At 42.5% G+C, this 15,311-nt stretch carries 16 protein-coding genes; 5 read left to right on the top strand and 11 right to left on the bottom strand.

Going from position 1 to position 15,311, the window contains the following annotated elements:
• Positions 1 to 143 precede the first annotated feature (143 nt).
• Both AC0YOD_RS13790 and AC0YOD_RS13785 read left to right on the top strand, forming a co-directional pair.
• Complete coding sequence (locus AC0YOD_RS13790; protein WP_475799995.1) at positions 144 to 545, top strand: RDD family protein; 402 nt, start codon at positions 144 to 146, stop codon at positions 543 to 545.
• Between the two features lie 156 nt (positions 546 to 701).
• Positions 702 to 1,556 (top strand): HAD-IIB family hydrolase, encoded by an 855-nt coding sequence (locus tag AC0YOD_RS13785; protein ID WP_475799870.1) that lies wholly within the window; start codon positions 702 to 704, stop codon positions 1,554 to 1,556.
• Here AC0YOD_RS13785 and AC0YOD_RS13780 read toward each other — a convergent pair.
• The 5 genes from AC0YOD_RS13780 to AC0YOD_RS13760 all read right to left on the bottom strand — a co-directional run bounded on the left by AC0YOD_RS13780 (position 1,548) and on the right by AC0YOD_RS13760 (position 5,859).
• The gene (locus tag AC0YOD_RS13780) at positions 1,548 to 2,132 is read right to left on the bottom strand and encodes a type 2 periplasmic-binding domain-containing protein (RefSeq protein WP_475799869.1); all 585 of its coding nucleotides are present in this window, start codon (positions 2,130 to 2,132) and stop codon (positions 1,548 to 1,550) included. The genes AC0YOD_RS13785 and AC0YOD_RS13780 overlap by 9 nt on opposite strands.
• Before the next feature lie 139 nt (positions 2,133 to 2,271).
• Positions 2,272 to 2,637 carry a cytochrome-c oxidase gene (locus tag AC0YOD_RS13775; protein WP_475799868.1) on the bottom strand — a complete coding sequence of 122 codons (366 nt, stop codon included), beginning with the start codon at positions 2,635 to 2,637 and terminating at the stop codon, positions 2,272 to 2,274.
• 165 nt (positions 2,638 to 2,802) lie between these two features.
• On the bottom strand, positions 2,803 to 3,621 hold the full coding sequence (locus tag AC0YOD_RS13770; protein ID WP_475799867.1) for an alpha/beta hydrolase: 819 nt from the start codon (positions 3,619 to 3,621) through the stop codon (positions 2,803 to 2,805).
• Positions 3,618 to 4,649 (bottom strand): ABC transporter substrate-binding protein, encoded by a 1,032-nt coding sequence (locus AC0YOD_RS13765; RefSeq protein ID WP_475799866.1) that lies wholly within the window; start codon positions 4,647 to 4,649, stop codon positions 3,618 to 3,620. The genes AC0YOD_RS13770 and AC0YOD_RS13765 overlap by 4 nt, the downstream gene beginning before the upstream one ends.
• A 40-nt stretch (positions 4,650 to 4,689) precedes the next feature.
• Entirely contained in the window at positions 4,690 to 5,859 is a 1,170-nt protein-coding gene (locus AC0YOD_RS13760) for an AraC family transcriptional regulator (RefSeq protein WP_475799865.1), read from the bottom strand.
• A 248-nt stretch (positions 5,860 to 6,107) separates the two neighbouring features.
• On the opposite strand from AC0YOD_RS13760, the gene AC0YOD_RS13755 reads away from it, so the two are divergent.
• Complete coding sequence (locus AC0YOD_RS13755; RefSeq protein WP_475799864.1) at positions 6,108 to 7,004, top strand: class I SAM-dependent methyltransferase; 897 nt, start codon at positions 6,108 to 6,110, stop codon at positions 7,002 to 7,004.
• Between the two features lie 78 nt (positions 7,005 to 7,082).
• On the opposite strand, the gene AC0YOD_RS13750 is transcribed toward AC0YOD_RS13755, so the two are convergent.
• The gene (locus AC0YOD_RS13750; RefSeq protein WP_475799863.1) at positions 7,083 to 7,526 is read right to left on the bottom strand and encodes an OsmC family protein; all 444 of its coding nucleotides are present in this window, start codon (positions 7,524 to 7,526) and stop codon (positions 7,083 to 7,085) included.
• A gap of 275 nt (positions 7,527 to 7,801) precedes the next feature.
• Here AC0YOD_RS13750 and AC0YOD_RS13745 point away from each other — a divergent pair, with 275 nt between their 5' ends.
• Both AC0YOD_RS13745 and AC0YOD_RS13740 read left to right on the top strand, forming a co-directional pair.
• Positions 7,802 to 9,316: a sensor histidine kinase gene (locus tag AC0YOD_RS13745; RefSeq protein WP_475799862.1), complete on the top strand. Its 1,515-nt coding sequence runs from the start codon at positions 7,802 to 7,804 to the stop codon at positions 9,314 to 9,316.
• Positions 9,313 to 10,023: a response regulator gene (locus AC0YOD_RS13740; protein ID WP_475799861.1), complete on the top strand. Its 711-nt coding sequence runs from the start codon at positions 9,313 to 9,315 to the stop codon at positions 10,021 to 10,023. Before AC0YOD_RS13745 ends, AC0YOD_RS13740 begins: the two co-directional genes overlap by 4 nt.
• Before the next feature lie 105 nt (positions 10,024 to 10,128).
• Here AC0YOD_RS13740 and AC0YOD_RS13735 read toward each other — a convergent pair whose 3' ends face one another.
• From AC0YOD_RS13735 to AC0YOD_RS13715, 5 genes are all read right to left on the bottom strand, one after another.
• The gene (locus tag AC0YOD_RS13735; protein WP_475799860.1) at positions 10,129 to 11,196 is read right to left on the bottom strand and encodes an ABC transporter substrate-binding protein; all 1,068 of its coding nucleotides are present in this window, start codon (positions 11,194 to 11,196) and stop codon (positions 10,129 to 10,131) included.
• Positions 11,197 to 11,253: 57 nt separating this feature from the next.
• A complete protein-coding gene (locus AC0YOD_RS13730) occupies positions 11,254 to 12,087 on the bottom strand; it encodes an ABC transporter ATP-binding protein (protein WP_475799859.1) in 834 nt (277 codons plus the stop codon).
• Positions 12,063 to 12,824: an ABC transporter permease gene (locus AC0YOD_RS13725; protein WP_475799858.1), complete on the bottom strand. Its 762-nt coding sequence runs from the start codon at positions 12,822 to 12,824 to the stop codon at positions 12,063 to 12,065. The genes AC0YOD_RS13730 and AC0YOD_RS13725 overlap by 25 nt, the downstream gene beginning before the upstream one ends.
• A gap of 36 nt (positions 12,825 to 12,860) precedes the next feature.
• A complete protein-coding gene (locus tag AC0YOD_RS13720; RefSeq protein ID WP_475799857.1) occupies positions 12,861 to 14,321 on the bottom strand; it encodes a sulfatase family protein in 1,461 nt (486 codons plus the stop codon).
• A 399-nt stretch (positions 14,322 to 14,720) separates the two neighbouring features.
• Positions 14,721 to 15,263, bottom strand: a complete 543-nt coding sequence (locus tag AC0YOD_RS13715; RefSeq protein WP_475799856.1) for a histidine phosphatase family protein — start codon at positions 15,261 to 15,263, stop codon at positions 14,721 to 14,723.
• Positions 15,264 to 15,311 lie beyond the last annotated feature (48 nt).

Genomic DNA, 15,311 nt, shown 5'->3' with positions numbered 1-15,311 from the left:
CCATAACTTTTTCATTTCATGCTGCAAGACATCCTTAGATTTTATCATGACAGTTATTATTAGGGTAAAGCTTCCATAAACTAAAAATGAATGTATATGACAACGCTTATTCGTTTTTCACATTTTGCTAAAGTCGAGGGGGGATCATTTTGCCGGCTGGATTTTGGATACGACTAGGCGCTGGATTGTTGGATGCAATCATTATTGCTATTCCGTTAACCATCATCTCGCTTATCATTACAGGCGGGGATGGAGAAGGTGATTATTTCACAAGAATTCTGTCTTTTCTGTATACGTTGTTAGTACCTGTTTTTTGGAATGGGTATACGATCGGCAAACGAATTTGCGGTATTCAAATAAGAAAGCTGGATGGATCACCGCCGACCATAGGTACGATGCTTATGCGAAATGTAGTCGCTGGGTTAGTCTACGGCCTGACTCTAGGCGTTGCTTTCATTGTGAGTATCATTATGGTTGCTGCTAGAGAAGATAAACGCGCTATTCATGATTTTATTGCGGGTACAGAAGTCGCGTATGCCGAGTAATGAAAAAGGCTTCCGATCACAATACGTGATTGGAGGCCTTTTTTTGTTCTCTTATCCCTCATATTCCCTTCTACAAAACAGGAAATTTATGCTATTATTTGTTAATTACATAAAAGACGGAATTAAGGTATAAATACTTTATTGGGGGTATACGCTTTGCAGCAGCTGCAGAAATATTTTCTTACTGATCTTGACGGGACTCTGCTTAAATCAGATGCTTCCCTATCCGATTTTACGATTGCTACGATTTCTGATGCTTTGGAAAAAGGAATTTTCATTAGCTACGCCACGGCAAGAAGCTATGCCAGCTCAAATAAAATCGTCTCCGTCATTCCATGGAAATATCCAATTATATTGTATAATGGAGCCGTTATATTTGATCCCCTTACCGAGAAAGTAATTGGCGGATACTGGTTAGATATTAATGTAGCGAATGCTATTATCCACATTGGCAGAAATCATAGCTTAGTTCCTTTTTTGTTTGCGCTTGATGAGAACGATAAGGAACGGGTTCTGCATGAGAAGCTGAGTCGAGAAGGCGATATGAAATTCTACCAAAGCCGCCCAAATGATCCGCGTTTTGGAGAGCTGGCGGAACTTGAATGCCCTGATACATATAGAACGCTAATTATCACTTACATTGGATTATTGGAGGAGCTAGAGCCTTTAATGACCGAAGTTCAACAAAGATGGGGAAATGATGTACATATTCACTTCATGAAAGACGCGTATATCGAAAACCATTATTTCCTAGAATTCAGTCACAAAAAGGCAAATAAAAAGGAAGGGCTAATAAAATGGTCTGAGCTTATGCATTGTACGCCTTCTGAAATAACGGTGTTTGGTGATAATCTTAACGATGTCGGCTTGTTTGAAGCAGCGGGAACGCGGATAGCGGTATCCAACGCTCACCCTCAATTAATCAAGATGGCCACTCATGAGGTAGACAGCAATAATGATGATGGCGTGGCTAAGTATATGGAATCGATTAGACTCCAACACTTACTGTAATATCAACTGCTCTACCTCCATTAGACCCTCATCTATGCTAAGCTCGCCTTGTATAACACGATCCAATACGGCTTGAGCCCCTGTCCGAAAGGCATTCATAATAGCGGGCTCAATAAGCAAACCGGCATCTCTAACATTCAGATTAGCCTTCAACGAATAGAAGGTCGAGAGATCATGGTCGTCTATGGCACTCATATAATCCTTAACTGCAGGCAATCCCATATTCGATCTCCCTTTGGCAAGCAAGCGACTGTTAGCCGGGTCCCCTGCAATAAATTTAACAAGTTCTAAAGCTTCTTCCGGATGCCCGGATTGCGAAGAAACACCGTAGAAATCATATATTTCATAGGAGTTTGAGTATTCAGGATTAACAGGATCTATTGGAACAGTGACCATATCCCAATCTAGCACTGACCCTTCAGCAAATTGTGAGAACGTCTCAAATTGATAAGCTAGCCCGCTGGAATCTACAGTCATGGCAGCCTCCTCTCTCAAAAAGGCAGAATGGCTCATCGGATCCGCATCTTCTGCCTCCGTAAAGACAACTCCCCCTTGAAAAGCCGCAACAACATTCAACCATATTAGAAACTTTCAGTAAGGCAAGCCCTGTTTTCGTACACTGATGGAATAGGAAATCAAAAAATGGCATGAGATCAACAACTTGATCTCATGCCATTTTCGATTTGTTCTTTTTTTTATATGAGACTTTACTTCATTATTTTACTCGTTTAAATAGATTAATGACGAGCAGCAGCGCTGAAACGATGATCATTAATCCCCCTACTGCAGCAATCGGGATTCCGATATTTTTATTATTCGTTGTGAAGTTGAACATGCTGATGATCAGTAGTGGCAGTCCAATCATATGCAGCCAGTACTGGGTATTCGCGAGTTTGGATTGTCCAAGCTCGGGATACGCCTTATAAATCAATCCGATAATGGCTAATGAAGCCCAGCCTAGCAAATTAATATGCGCATGAATCGAGGTGTACTGGAATTCTTCAGCAATACCCATTGCCAATCCCACAATCGTACCAATTAGAAAATAAATGACCGCTGCTTTAATAAAGCGTGCACCCATTTCACTTCCTCCTCCTTGGATATAAACCACTATTTCAAGCTGATTTATATCTATTCATATACGGAATCTTTTATCCCTTCTAACTACCATTATAAAAAAAGGTTCCTCTGCCTACGCAGAAGAACCCTCTCTACTAATACTGGATAGCTTTAAAATCATAAGACTCTACTTTGCCGCTAATGCAAATTTCAACATTCTGCTAATAGCTGCCGGCAACACACTCACATGACCCTCATCCGAGAACTTAACGATTTCCGAATGAAATCCCTCCGTTGCAAGCGGCAGTAATCTTGCAGCCAGCTCCTCTGCATCTTCCACCATATGAAGAAGCTCATCTGCACCTATCGTTTGCATAAGACGCGGTTTATGGTCTGTTTGTCTCTCCAAAAAAACGTTAAAACCAGCTATTTCTTCAAGCACCGCATGGGCATTCCACCAAATAGACGGGCTTCCTGCCACATAGTTTTGGAAAGCCTGCGGGCTGCTGAATAAAGCATGAAGAACGAATAAACCGCCCAGTGAATGTCCGAAAATCGTTTGTCGCTTACAATCGATCGGAAATTGCTGCATGATCTCAGGCTTAAGCTCCATTTCTATAAAATGAAGAAATGCATCGGCCCCTCCATGTTCAGGCCATTCCATTCCATTCGGTCGAACTGGCAAGTTCTCAACTTGGGCAGGCATGGTGAAATCATAGCAGCGTCGATCCATATCAAACGGCTCCCCTGATGGATAGCCTATCCCTACAATAACGACAGGATCATAACCATGAGGTTTACGTGTTTGCAGACGTGCAGCCTCTGCCAGTGTGGCAAATACGGCATCACCATCAAGCGCGTAAATGACAGGATATCCATGCTCAGGCGGCTCCTCTTTGGGGCTGGCAATCAAAATTTTGTACGCTAGCCCTTTGTGGCTGGCGTATAGAACCCGTTCACTGATTCCGGCAGCTGTGTAGGAACGAGAAGATGTCTCATTACTCATGGGGCAAGCAACTCCACGACATCATCAATCATTTTTCCATAAGCAATTAATCCGCTGCCCGTCCAGTATTCATCGTCCACCTCATACACATGACCATTTTTTGCAGCAGGCATGCTCTTCCAAATTTGACTTTCTGTTAATTCCTTCAAGAAGGCTGAGCCACTGCCTCCATAATTAATCGTAAAGATATAATCAGCATCAATCTCCGGCACGATTTCCAGTGACACATCGACGCTATTCTCCGTCTCAACTAGCTTGCTCTTTCCCATCCCCAACTCATGCGAGAGAACATAACCCCCAAAATAATTGCCTCCAATAAGGAACATGCCTTTCCCATTAAAATTAATTAACGCAGCCTTTTTCCCCTCTATAGCGGGAGCAAGCTTCACTTTGGCCTCATCGACTTTTTGTTTATAAGCTTGCAGTGCTGTCTCTGCTTCGCTCTTCTTATTAAGCAAATCTCCTAGCTTTGAAATAGAACCTTCTAAATCACCTGCTGCATTATTAAACACATACGTAGGAGCAATCTTCGAATAGTTTTCATAGACTCCGTTTTTGGCATAAGACGCTGTATGCAAAATAATAAGATCAGGTTCGAAGGCCATTACTGCTTCTGGTGATGGAGGCATTCCGCCAGTAAAGCTAGCTTTTCGCACATCCTTTAACTGATCCTGTAAATAATTTTGGACGCGTTCACCATTCGCCCATTGCGCAACTGGCAGCACACCCAAGCTAAGCAAGGAATCCTCCATATAAGGAGCAAAAACTTTTAATGGTTTAACAGGTATAGTCAGCTCATGATCAAGCTCATCCTTCACGACCCGAGTAGTCGGTTCCTCCGGTTTCTCTTCTACGATCTCAGGTGACTTTGTTTCAGCAGGCGCTGCTGACTCTTGATTTGGCGCAGCAGAACCTGCGGTATTGTTATTGCCGCAAGCAGCCAGAAGACCCATAGTCAATACGATTATGAGCATGGCAAGCCCGCTGAATTTTATACCTTTTAATACTGATTTTGAGCTATGAAGCATGTAAAATCTCCTCCTGTGATAATGTTTCTCAATTAGGAAATTATAAACGATGCTCATAGGTGTCGCCATGGACTATATCCATGAGTGAGTTTGGACAATATCCTGTAAAGAGAAGAAGCATTTCATCCAGCATCCGATTTACAGCGGTTGCCGAATACTCAAACCATGGATCAGAAGGAATAAGATAGACTTGGCCTTTCCGCACAGCTTTAAGCCTGCGCCAGATGGGGGCATGCTGAAGCGATAACCAATAAGCCCTCGACGCTGCTTCAGGACAAACCAATATCAATACTCGGTCCGGATTAAATTCCTCAAGCTGCTCTAGTGTCAGTTCTTTATTATAATACTGTTCCTCAGCGTAAGCAGTTGACAATTGCAAATCCTGATATAAGACATCATGAATACCTGCGTTAGCATACATATGCAGTGCATTTCCATATACACGAAGCACCATAAATGTATCTGCTCCAATTGCTCCTGCTATTTGCCTCTGCGCTAGCGCAGCTTTCTGCTCATAACATCTAATCCACGAGCGGGCACCTTCCTCCCGACCAACAAACAAAGCGATCTCACGAAGCTGTTCCTTCCACTTTGTTCCCTTGACGGAGACAAATAAGCTGGGAGCAATTTCAGTTAGTTTTTGTTTTTCATCATCGATCAGAAAGTCATTTCCGATTATGGCGTCGGGGTGCGTCCTAATCAGCCTATCTGACTCCATATTCCATTTTTCATAATTTAGATGAGTCTGAATAAGTGTTTGATAGACATTATAATAATAGGGAGTCCACTTTGAATCTAACGGTGCTGCAATTGGAATGATATTCAGTGCTAAAAGATGCCCTACTATAGAAGGAGAATAAGCCGCAATTCTCTGTTTCGGATTTTTAACGAAAGCAGATGGTGATACTCCGACCTCTTTTTTGAACTTTCGGCTAAAATAAAATTCATCACTGTAGCCCACCTTCTGAGCAATTTCCCGCAGCAGATAGTCTGATTCAACCAAATATCGCTTCGCTCGGTTAATCCGCAGATCAGTCAAATAATCCATTGCACTTTGCCCATACGTTTTCTTGAATAAGTCCACAAAATATTTCGGACTGATATTGGCCATCATAGCCAACTGATCAACGGACAACGGCTCATCAAAATGCTGCTCCATATAGTTCCTTGTCTGCAACAAATCCGTTCTCGGCTTATCTGAACGATTCATGGCATACACCCCCTTAGCCTATCCCAAACAACAATAATAGTAATCTCGATTAATTAACCACTCTCCATTATATCAATAATGATAATCAGTATCAATTGAAGAATGAGAGATTAAAATATTCCTCTCTATTAATCCGAATCCATTTGGCTGACAACTTGGGTACATATACAAGGATGAATGCCGATACGACACTTGTTCCGGTTGAATAGGATACAGACAACAGAACAATTGTGAACGGAGTGATGAGAATGAGGCTGGAGTTACGATATGGATTAAATGAAGAACCAGATAGCCTCGTCGCAGATCATGCAGCAGAAACCGTCATCCCCATTGAAGCCCTTTATCAACCGTTTCCACTTCAAACGAATACAGTAGATTTCGTAATGGCTTCTCACAGCTTGCAATACGTGTCCGATCTGCAATCCGTAATGGAGGAAATTTATCGAGTTTGCAGACATAAAGCAATTGTATGCATTGTTGCGCCGTATGCACATGTGACATCTCATATGGTTCATCCTCTCTATCGACAGCCATTTAATGAGCATCTTCCGAGATATTGGACAAATCACCCTAGCTCCCCTCTAAATCCTGCTGAGTATCTATTATCTTGGCAAAAAAAATGGCCGCTCATGGAACAACAGCAAGTAGAATCCACCATTGATTTACGTCTGCTTCGTATGGAGTTTTTTTATTTCCCTCAATACGGAAATTTATATGAGGATATCGAGCTAATGCTGCTGCGCCAATCACAACTGAACGTCGCTTATCAAATTATGTATCATTTACTAGTAGTGAAGAAGCCTATCACTGAGGTTGAGATGAATCTAATCGCATCTGAGCAACTGGATGAGCCACACTACATTGAGGAACAACGCCAAAATGCTGCCGAATCCGAAATGGATGAGAAGCATTTCGAACCCGATGCGCTATTGCCGATTCTCGAACGTCATCATAAGGGTACACTTGTGAGCGAAACATCAGACATCTCCTCTTCACCTACGGCATTAACCGTGATCGAGGATCTCTCTACCATTTCGAGGTCAAGATTGTTAAGCAGAAAAAAGAAAAACTCCCGAAAGAGATCGACGGGTACAACACGGAAATTGACTAGGCCTTTTCGTAAGAAGCGCAGGTATTCAAGATAGTTATTCATAAAAAAACCCAAATGACGCACACTTTTCCTTAAAGTGTTCATCATTCGGGTTTTTGTTCTACGTTGACTATTAATTCTCAATAACAATACGATCTAATTTAAGATTCACAAGATTAGCAATCGTGTCTCCAACTGGACATTTGCTCTCCAAGAACTGTACAAACTCCTCAACTTTTTCTTTGGGAGAATCCGTTTTGATTATGAAGGTATAACGGATATCGGAATAGCCTGGACGGACGTCAGACTTATTAAAGAAACCATCAAGATCAAGATCGCCTTCCGCCTCCACACGGAAATCATTGAGCGTGACCCCAAACTTAGGTGCATAAACTCTAGCAACAATAGACTGACATGCACCTAATGAAGCAAGTAAAGCTTCGACGGGATTCATTCCTGTATCTGTTCCACCTAAGCTCTTCGGTTCATCAATAATCAACTCAAATTGTCTGGCTTTAGTAATGACCCTAACTCCGTCTTGTAAGTGTGCAGTCGCTTTGAACGTTTGAACAGCCATTATTATCTCTCCCTATTTAATAATTGTATGAGTTCTCAAAAAGCCAAAATATAAAACCAACTTTTTTACTATGAATACTTATAATTTACCATTACTAATGTTTGTATGTCAATTTATTACTTTATTAAGCTTTTGCCTGTAAACGATCTCATTTCGCTTGTAATAACGATTAAATCAAGCTGTATGAATGCGGGATACACCGAAAATGTCTAGTGATAGCAGCCGAAATGACCTATAATAAAGGGATAAAGTATAGGCATAGACAAGGAGACCCCATGACAATATTGCTTATCATACTCATCCTAGCGGCGGTCACATTATTCATTATGAAAGCACGGAATCCTTCTGCTTATTGGATGGGTTTTGTTCTAGTAGGCTGGTTTTTAAGTATGTTTGGCCTTGTTCTATTTATTGCGAAGTATGGAGGATTTTACTACCGGGTCAACATCGTATTATTCTTCAACGATTCCATTCGCAATATGCTGTTGAATTTACCGATTAAGATCGAGGGCATCAGTCGAATTATTACGACAGGAAGGTCTATCTTTATTTTCAGCCTAATTGGACTTTCTGTCTCCTTGATGTCCTATCGCCCTTTCTGGCGCAATTGGAAAATTCATATCATTAGCTTCATCCCTGCACTTGCTAATCTCATTTTCTATGATCCGGTTATTTACAAAAAAGCACTTACCTTAATGGATCGCGATCATACTTTCATTATTGGCTGGGTTACACGGGGCTGGATTGTCCTCTCCGCCTTGATCGCCGTTTCTATTATGGTATGGAAATATCGTACCGTAACCATTCCATGGGCGAAGAGGCAAAGCGGATTTATTATTCTTGGTGTGCTGTCTCTCGCATTCTTTTATTTTTACCTTGGGTTTATGGGACCGCTTCAAGTGTTTGATATTCGAACGTTTTATGTGCTCTACTCAGACTTTTCGAATTTCAACCCGCCATTAACCATAACGGGTTGGTATCTAAGCATAGGATTCACAGGCATATTGTCGCTCATCAGTATTTACTCGGTATGGCGCTATACTGAAATTGAATTAAAGATGGGTAAAGATGATCTTATGCTGAGGCGTAAGCTGGATACTGCGAATATGGGCGCACAAGTATTCACTCATGCTGTCAAAAATCAGCTTATTATGATCCAGCTTCTAGTAAGACAAGCATCTGAGGCGCTTGAAGCATCTGAAAGCGCCAACTCGCAGCCTATTGGAGCACCGCTTGCAAAAGCAGATGAAATCGTTAATACCACTCTTGGCAGACTAGACCAGCTCTACAAATCATTCAAAACCAATCAACTTCAATTGAAGCCGCAGTTGATTCATACCATCATCGAGCATTCCTTGGATCGTATTAAGCCTGTACAAAAAAATGTTAAAATTAAAACAGAACTGCCAGATCCATCTACGATGATATTAGCCGACTTCACCTCCATGTCGGAAGCTATTTACAATTTGCTCATTAATGCCATTGAAGCCATTAATGCTGACTATGGCGGACAAATTCAGCTGCTGGTCTACAAGGAAGATCACTGGGTCATCATAAAGATCAACGATAATGGACCTGGTATACCGATGCATATGATTGATGATATCTTTGATCCCTTTGTTACCAATAAGAATACAACCAAGAACTGGGGCGTAGGTCTATCCTATGTGAAGCACATTGTACTAGCCCATTACGGACGTATTCATGTAGAAAGCAAACCGGAGATGGGCAGCTCATTCCAGCTTATTATTCCGTTGTATCAATTAAATACAGATATTAAGAAAAGGTGAGGAACATCACGGAGCTCATTCGCATCATTGTAGCAGAGGATATGGACGTATTAAGAGAGCATTTCTGCAAATTGATTAGTCATGAGAAGGATATGGACGTCATTGGACAAGCATCGAGCGGCAAGGAAGTTCTCCGTCTTGTGTCCGAGCTGGGCGCTCCAGATATTATTCTGATGGATATTGAAATGGACGTAAAGCATGACGGTATCATGACTGCCCAGAAGGTGCTGGAGCAGTATCCGGATACGCGAATCATTTTTTTAACTGTGCATGAGGATGAAGAAACCATATTCAGCGCATTCGATACAGGCGCAGTTGATTATGTGTTAAAGACAAGCACAAGTGAAGCAATCATACAAAGCATACGTTCCGCTCAGTCCGGGCTTGTTCAGGTTCGGCCTGAAGTTGCCTATAAAATTAAAAATGAATTTTCCCGTATTAGACGTAATCAAGAGGCGCTTATGGCTGCAACCTTGCTGCTGTCGCAGATGACACCGTCTGAGCTGGCTGTTCTAAATTTACTGCTTAAGGATATGAAGATTGCTCAAATCGCGAAGGAGCGTCAAGTTGAGCTGTCCACGATCAAGACGCAAATCAATATGATTCTCAAAAAATTCGATAAAAAACGGACGAAAGAGGTTACTGCGCTGCTTCGAGAGCTTAATGTAACCTCATTTATCCAGAACCGGCTTGGCGGCGGTGCTTAGTCTTTGAAATTGGGAGCGTAACCGCCGCAAGCGTTTATAAAGGAAAAGAAGCTGAGCTTATGGTCATCAGACCATAAGCTCAGCTTCTTTCATTATGACTCTCTTCTATTCTTGGATGGCTTTGATAGCTGGTTCCGTAGTCAAGAAGTCTGCGGAAGGTACAGCTTTATCCAGCTTCTCATTTGCTACGAATAGCTTTTGCAAATTATCGAACCATTTAACAGCAGATCCGTCATTGAATACTTCAACCAATTCTTTACTGTCAATCCAATCAATCGAGTCAAGCTCTTGTTTCAAGCTATCTTCAGGAACTTGTGTGTATGCCGCAGTTAGCTTAACGGCTTCGTCGATGTTGCTGATTTTGTAATCTGTAACTTTCGCCATAGCCTTCATAAATCTTTCAACCAATTCCGGCTTCTCTTTCAAAAATTTCGGGCTTACAACCCAGCTCGCTGGGAAGCTGTATTCCGGATAGAAGCTGCTGTTGTCGCCGAGCTTGATCATGTTCTCTTTACCGACTTGCTTCTCAATTTCTGTCGTATAAGGAGACCAAATGGCAACCGCATCAACTTTATTAGCTACATATGCCGTAACTGCTCCCGCAACATCCATGTTGATGATATTAACATCACTAGGCTTCAAGCCCGCACTTTCGATACCAAGGTTAAGTACCATCTCACCTGAGGTTCCTTTTGGAACACCAACTGTTTTGCCTTTTAGATCTTTCCATTCTTTGATTCCGGATTTCTTAGTTGCAAAGACCATGTCGCTTTTACCAAGACTTACGAGACCAATGATGTTACCTTGACCTTGAGCAGATAGGAATGTTGCTCCTGGACCGATATAAGCAATATCAATATCGCCTGAAGCCATCGCTTGGAATTCTGGAGGACCGCTCAAAAATTTAACAGCATTCAGTTTAATACCTGCATCTTCAAAAAATCCTTTTTCTTCACCAATCGCTATTGGAGCAGCTCCGCCCATGTTCGGCATGTACGCGAAGTTAATCGTTTCTACTTTCACTTCTGTTTTGCTTTCCTCCGGATTTGTAACCGTCGAGTCATTTTTTGCATTGTTGTTGCCTCCAGCTCCACAAGCACTTAACAAAAGTGTCATGCTTAGTAAAACTGCTGCCAACGAACGTTTCGGTAATAATCTGAAGCTGTTATTCATAGATAATGCCCTCCCCAATCATATATGTGGCCCAAGCTTTCGCTAGGTTAAACCCGATTATTTGGATACTTCAAGATACTCGCGGTACACTTTCGACCAAATTTCGTTTTTAATCTCAATAAATCGTTCATCGAGCTTCGTTGACTGATCTCTTGGGTACGGAATATCTACATCGATAATCTCTTTAATTCGACCAGGACGAGCACTCATAATGATAACACGTTGAGCTAAGATAACCGCTTCCTCTACATCATGCGTAATAAAGAAGCACGTTTTCTTTTCCTTCTGCCATGTTTTGAGCAGCTCCTCTTGAAGCTGTGCCCTCGTTTGAGCATCCAGTGCTCCGAAAGGTTCGTCCATAAGCAGCACTTCAGGCTCTACCGCATAGGCTCTTGCTATCGCAACACGCTGCTTCATACCTCCTGAGAGCTCCTTCGGATAAGCATGAGCAAAGTCTTTCAGACCGACAAGCTCCAAGTAATGCTCCGCTTTGGCACGGCGTTCTTGTTTGCTTAAGCCGCGAAGCTTGAGTCCAAACTCTACGTTTTTGATAACCGTTTTCCAAGGGAAAAGCGCATATTGCTGGAATACTACGCCGCGCTCCTTGCCTGGTCCCTTCACTTCAACGCCTTCGACCTTGACTGAGCCAGAGGTAGATTCCTCTAGCCCGCCAATGATGTTAAGCAGTGTTGTTTTACCGCAGCCGCTTGGGCCTACGACGCATACAAATTCATTATTTTTAATCGTTAAATCTGTATTTTGAAGTGCGATGGTCTCACCTGTACGTGTTTTATATACTTTGTTGAGACCTTTAATCTCAATTTTGATTTGTTCATTTGCATGCTGGGGATTAATGACCTTGTTTTCTAGCTTTGCCGTATTTCCTGCCATCCTGTTAGTCTCCTCTCCAGAAACAATACGAATTTATCCATTGCAAGTCCGATTATACCAATCACTACGATACCTAGAATAACGACATCCATACGGAAGTATAAGCTTGCTTCCATAATCATATTGCCGAGTCCCTTGTTAGCGCCTGTAAGCTCTGCTGCAACAAGCGTTGTCCACGCTGCCGCAAGACCAAGCCGAACACCAACAAGAATGTAAGGGAAGGATGCGGGAACGATAACCTCTAAGAAAATATCTTTATCCTTAGCGCCAAGCACTCTAGCGGCACGGATTAAGGTTGGATCAACGTTGCGTACCCCTTGGAAAATCGAGATAACCATAACTAGAAACGTAGCTACGAAAATAACTGAAATTTTAGCAGACTCACCAACACCCTGCGATACGATTACGAGCGGGATTAAGGCAATCGGTGGAATCGTCCGGAAAAATTGAATCCATGGGTCAAAAACTGCGCGAACGAGTGAGTACCATGCCATTGCGAAGGCAACAGGTATCGCAAACAGTAAGCCTAATGAGAAGCCGCCAAGAACACGAAGTAGACTGGTCGATACGTTGGTCCACATCCGACCGCTTTCCACTTCTTTGAAAAAAGTACTTAACACTTTACCTGGCGTTGTAATTATCGCTCCAACCGATGGGATCGATGATATCAGATACCATACAATAAGGCCTATTGCGATAGAGATGACGGTTAGTAGCCAGTTTGGGATTTTTTTCATTACATTAATCTCCTTCTGAGTTGCTGTTTTCTAATACTAACCGTCATATGCCGGCTGGAGCGCTTCCGATTTATATTTATTGCGCAATACTGCTGCCTCTTCCTTCGCGCCATTGCGCTCAAGCTTGCGAATCCAATCGTCAGCGCTTAAATATTTCCATGGTCCGGTTTCAATAACTTTTTGCAACGGATCAACCTTATAGTCCTTCTTGCTCGATTGCTCATGCATCCATTGGAGAAGTCGATGATCCATTTCCTTCACGATTTCTGGATATTCGCTAGCCACGTTATGCAGCTGATTCGGATCATTTTCCATATCGTACAACGTTACCGGTTCGAAATTGAGATACAAGCCTTGGTGATAGGTACGGATAAAGTACCATTTCTCATCACGTACTGCACGCTGGCATACATAGAGCGCATGGTCCATAACCAAGTAATCTCTGCCTTGCCAATGCTCGCCCTTCAATGCCGGAAGGAATGATTTGCCGTCCCAGCCTGATGGTACCTCTAGTCCTAGCATATCGGTAATCGTCGCAATAACATCAACGTTGTACACGAAGCCATCTACCTTTGCTCCTGGCTGTGTAATGCCTGGCGCCTTAAAGATCAAAGGAATGTGATGAACAGCTTCTGTTGCACTTGGATGCTCAATATAAATGCCTTGCTCACCCATTGATTCCGCGTGGTCTGCGCTAATGACGAAGCATACCTCATCCTCGATACCTAGCTCTCGCAATGTTTCAAGCAGCTCGCCTACATATTTATCCATGTAGTTAACGCCGCCGTCATAGCCGTCGATTACATGCTTGTAATCCGCACGATTCGCGATTTGTCCCGGCATCGTCGCTGGGTACTTATCTCCCCAGTGCAGAAATTTTGCTGAGCGCGGGAAGCTGTCTGTTTGCTGTGCCGCAATCGTCGCTTCATCCGGGAATGCTTTCACCGGTGAGTCCTTCCATTGCTCCATATATTCAATGGGATAGGTATAGAAAGAATGCGGATCCCAATATTGAATGTGCAAGAAATAGTCCTCTTCTTTGCCATGCTGCTTCAGCCATGGAATAACCGATGCGTTAACTTCATCTGCATTTTCATTGCCTTCCTTGAGTGAGTGCGTATGCACCTCGCTCCAGCCTGCGAAATACCACCATGCATGATGCCGATCTCCAAATGAGGAGAACGTTACTGTTTTATAACCAGCCTTACGTATATGTCTTGTAAAGAAAGGAACTTCCTCACTATGTCCATCCCCCTCAGGGTAATAGAACTCTCCGCCTGGACCCCAGTGCGTTAATGCCCCGTGATGTATGCCGAAGCGTCCGGACATGAAGCTTGCTCTGGAAGGTACACAAGGCGAGGAAGCTGTATAGCAGCTATTGAAAATCATGCCCTCCGCTGCAATTTTATCGATATTTGGTGTAGTTGGACGATTATATCCGTAACAGCTCATATGGTCTGGACGAAGTGAGTCAATGTCTAGGTAGATGATTCTCATGTGATGTTTCCTCCCGTCAAGGTGTTGTGTTTGGTTAATATATTACTATTGTAGGAGTAAACGCATCAAAAAATAAGGTTGAACATTTTTCAACCTTTTTTGGTTCCGCTATCATTGGATATTAATGTATAATTTAAAAATGGTAACGTTTTTATGAAAATAGTATGCGTTAACTTTCATTACGCGAGTATCCATTTTTTATATAAATAAAAACCATTGTCAAAGTAGAGGCTGGCTGATTGCCCTAAAAATTAGGGTGTAATCATGCTTGTTTCAATATAAGTTCATACCAAAAAGCCTTTCGCTGCATATAGCGAAAGACTTCAATTGGAATGGTATTAGCAGAAGCTCTTATTAACAAAAAGAATGAATCCATATTTATTTCTCTTCTCTCGGCGGTTAGTCGTTCCAAATCCGTGCAATTTTATGCGTATCCTTTGTATAAGTAAGATGGAACACATCAGGATTAGAAATGGCTCCCCATTCCTTAAATCCCACATGCTCATCAAAATGCTTCAAGAGCAGTGAGATGAGGTTGCCATGTGAAACGAGCACAACATTTCGATAGCCGCTATGAATGACTTCCTCCAGTACAGCGACGGCACGGGTCATGGCCACTCGACTCGACTCTCCCCCCTCATAGCATAAATCCAAATCATCATAGGTTTGACGAAGCATATCCAGCCAATCAGGATGATCTAACCCCGAAAGCACCCTTTCCATCAAACGATCATCTAAAACAATCTCCATCCCAAGCTTATTCGCTAATGGCATTACCGTAGCATAAGCTCTTGCAAAGGGACTTGAAATGATAGACTCAATATTTTTCGGCAAAAGAAACTCGGCAAGACGATGAGCTTGTTCCTTGCCCAAATCTGTCAAAGACGCATCAGGCGATTGTCCATCCGCTTTACAATGCCTCACGATATAAATATTTATCATGTATAGGTCCTCCTGAACATTAGCAACCATAATGAATCTTCGTTACAG

The organism is Paenibacillus sp. J31P13, from assembly GCF_056269295.1.
Note: the sequence above shows the minus strand (reverse complement) of the source record. Positions and strands in the feature narration are given on the sequence as shown.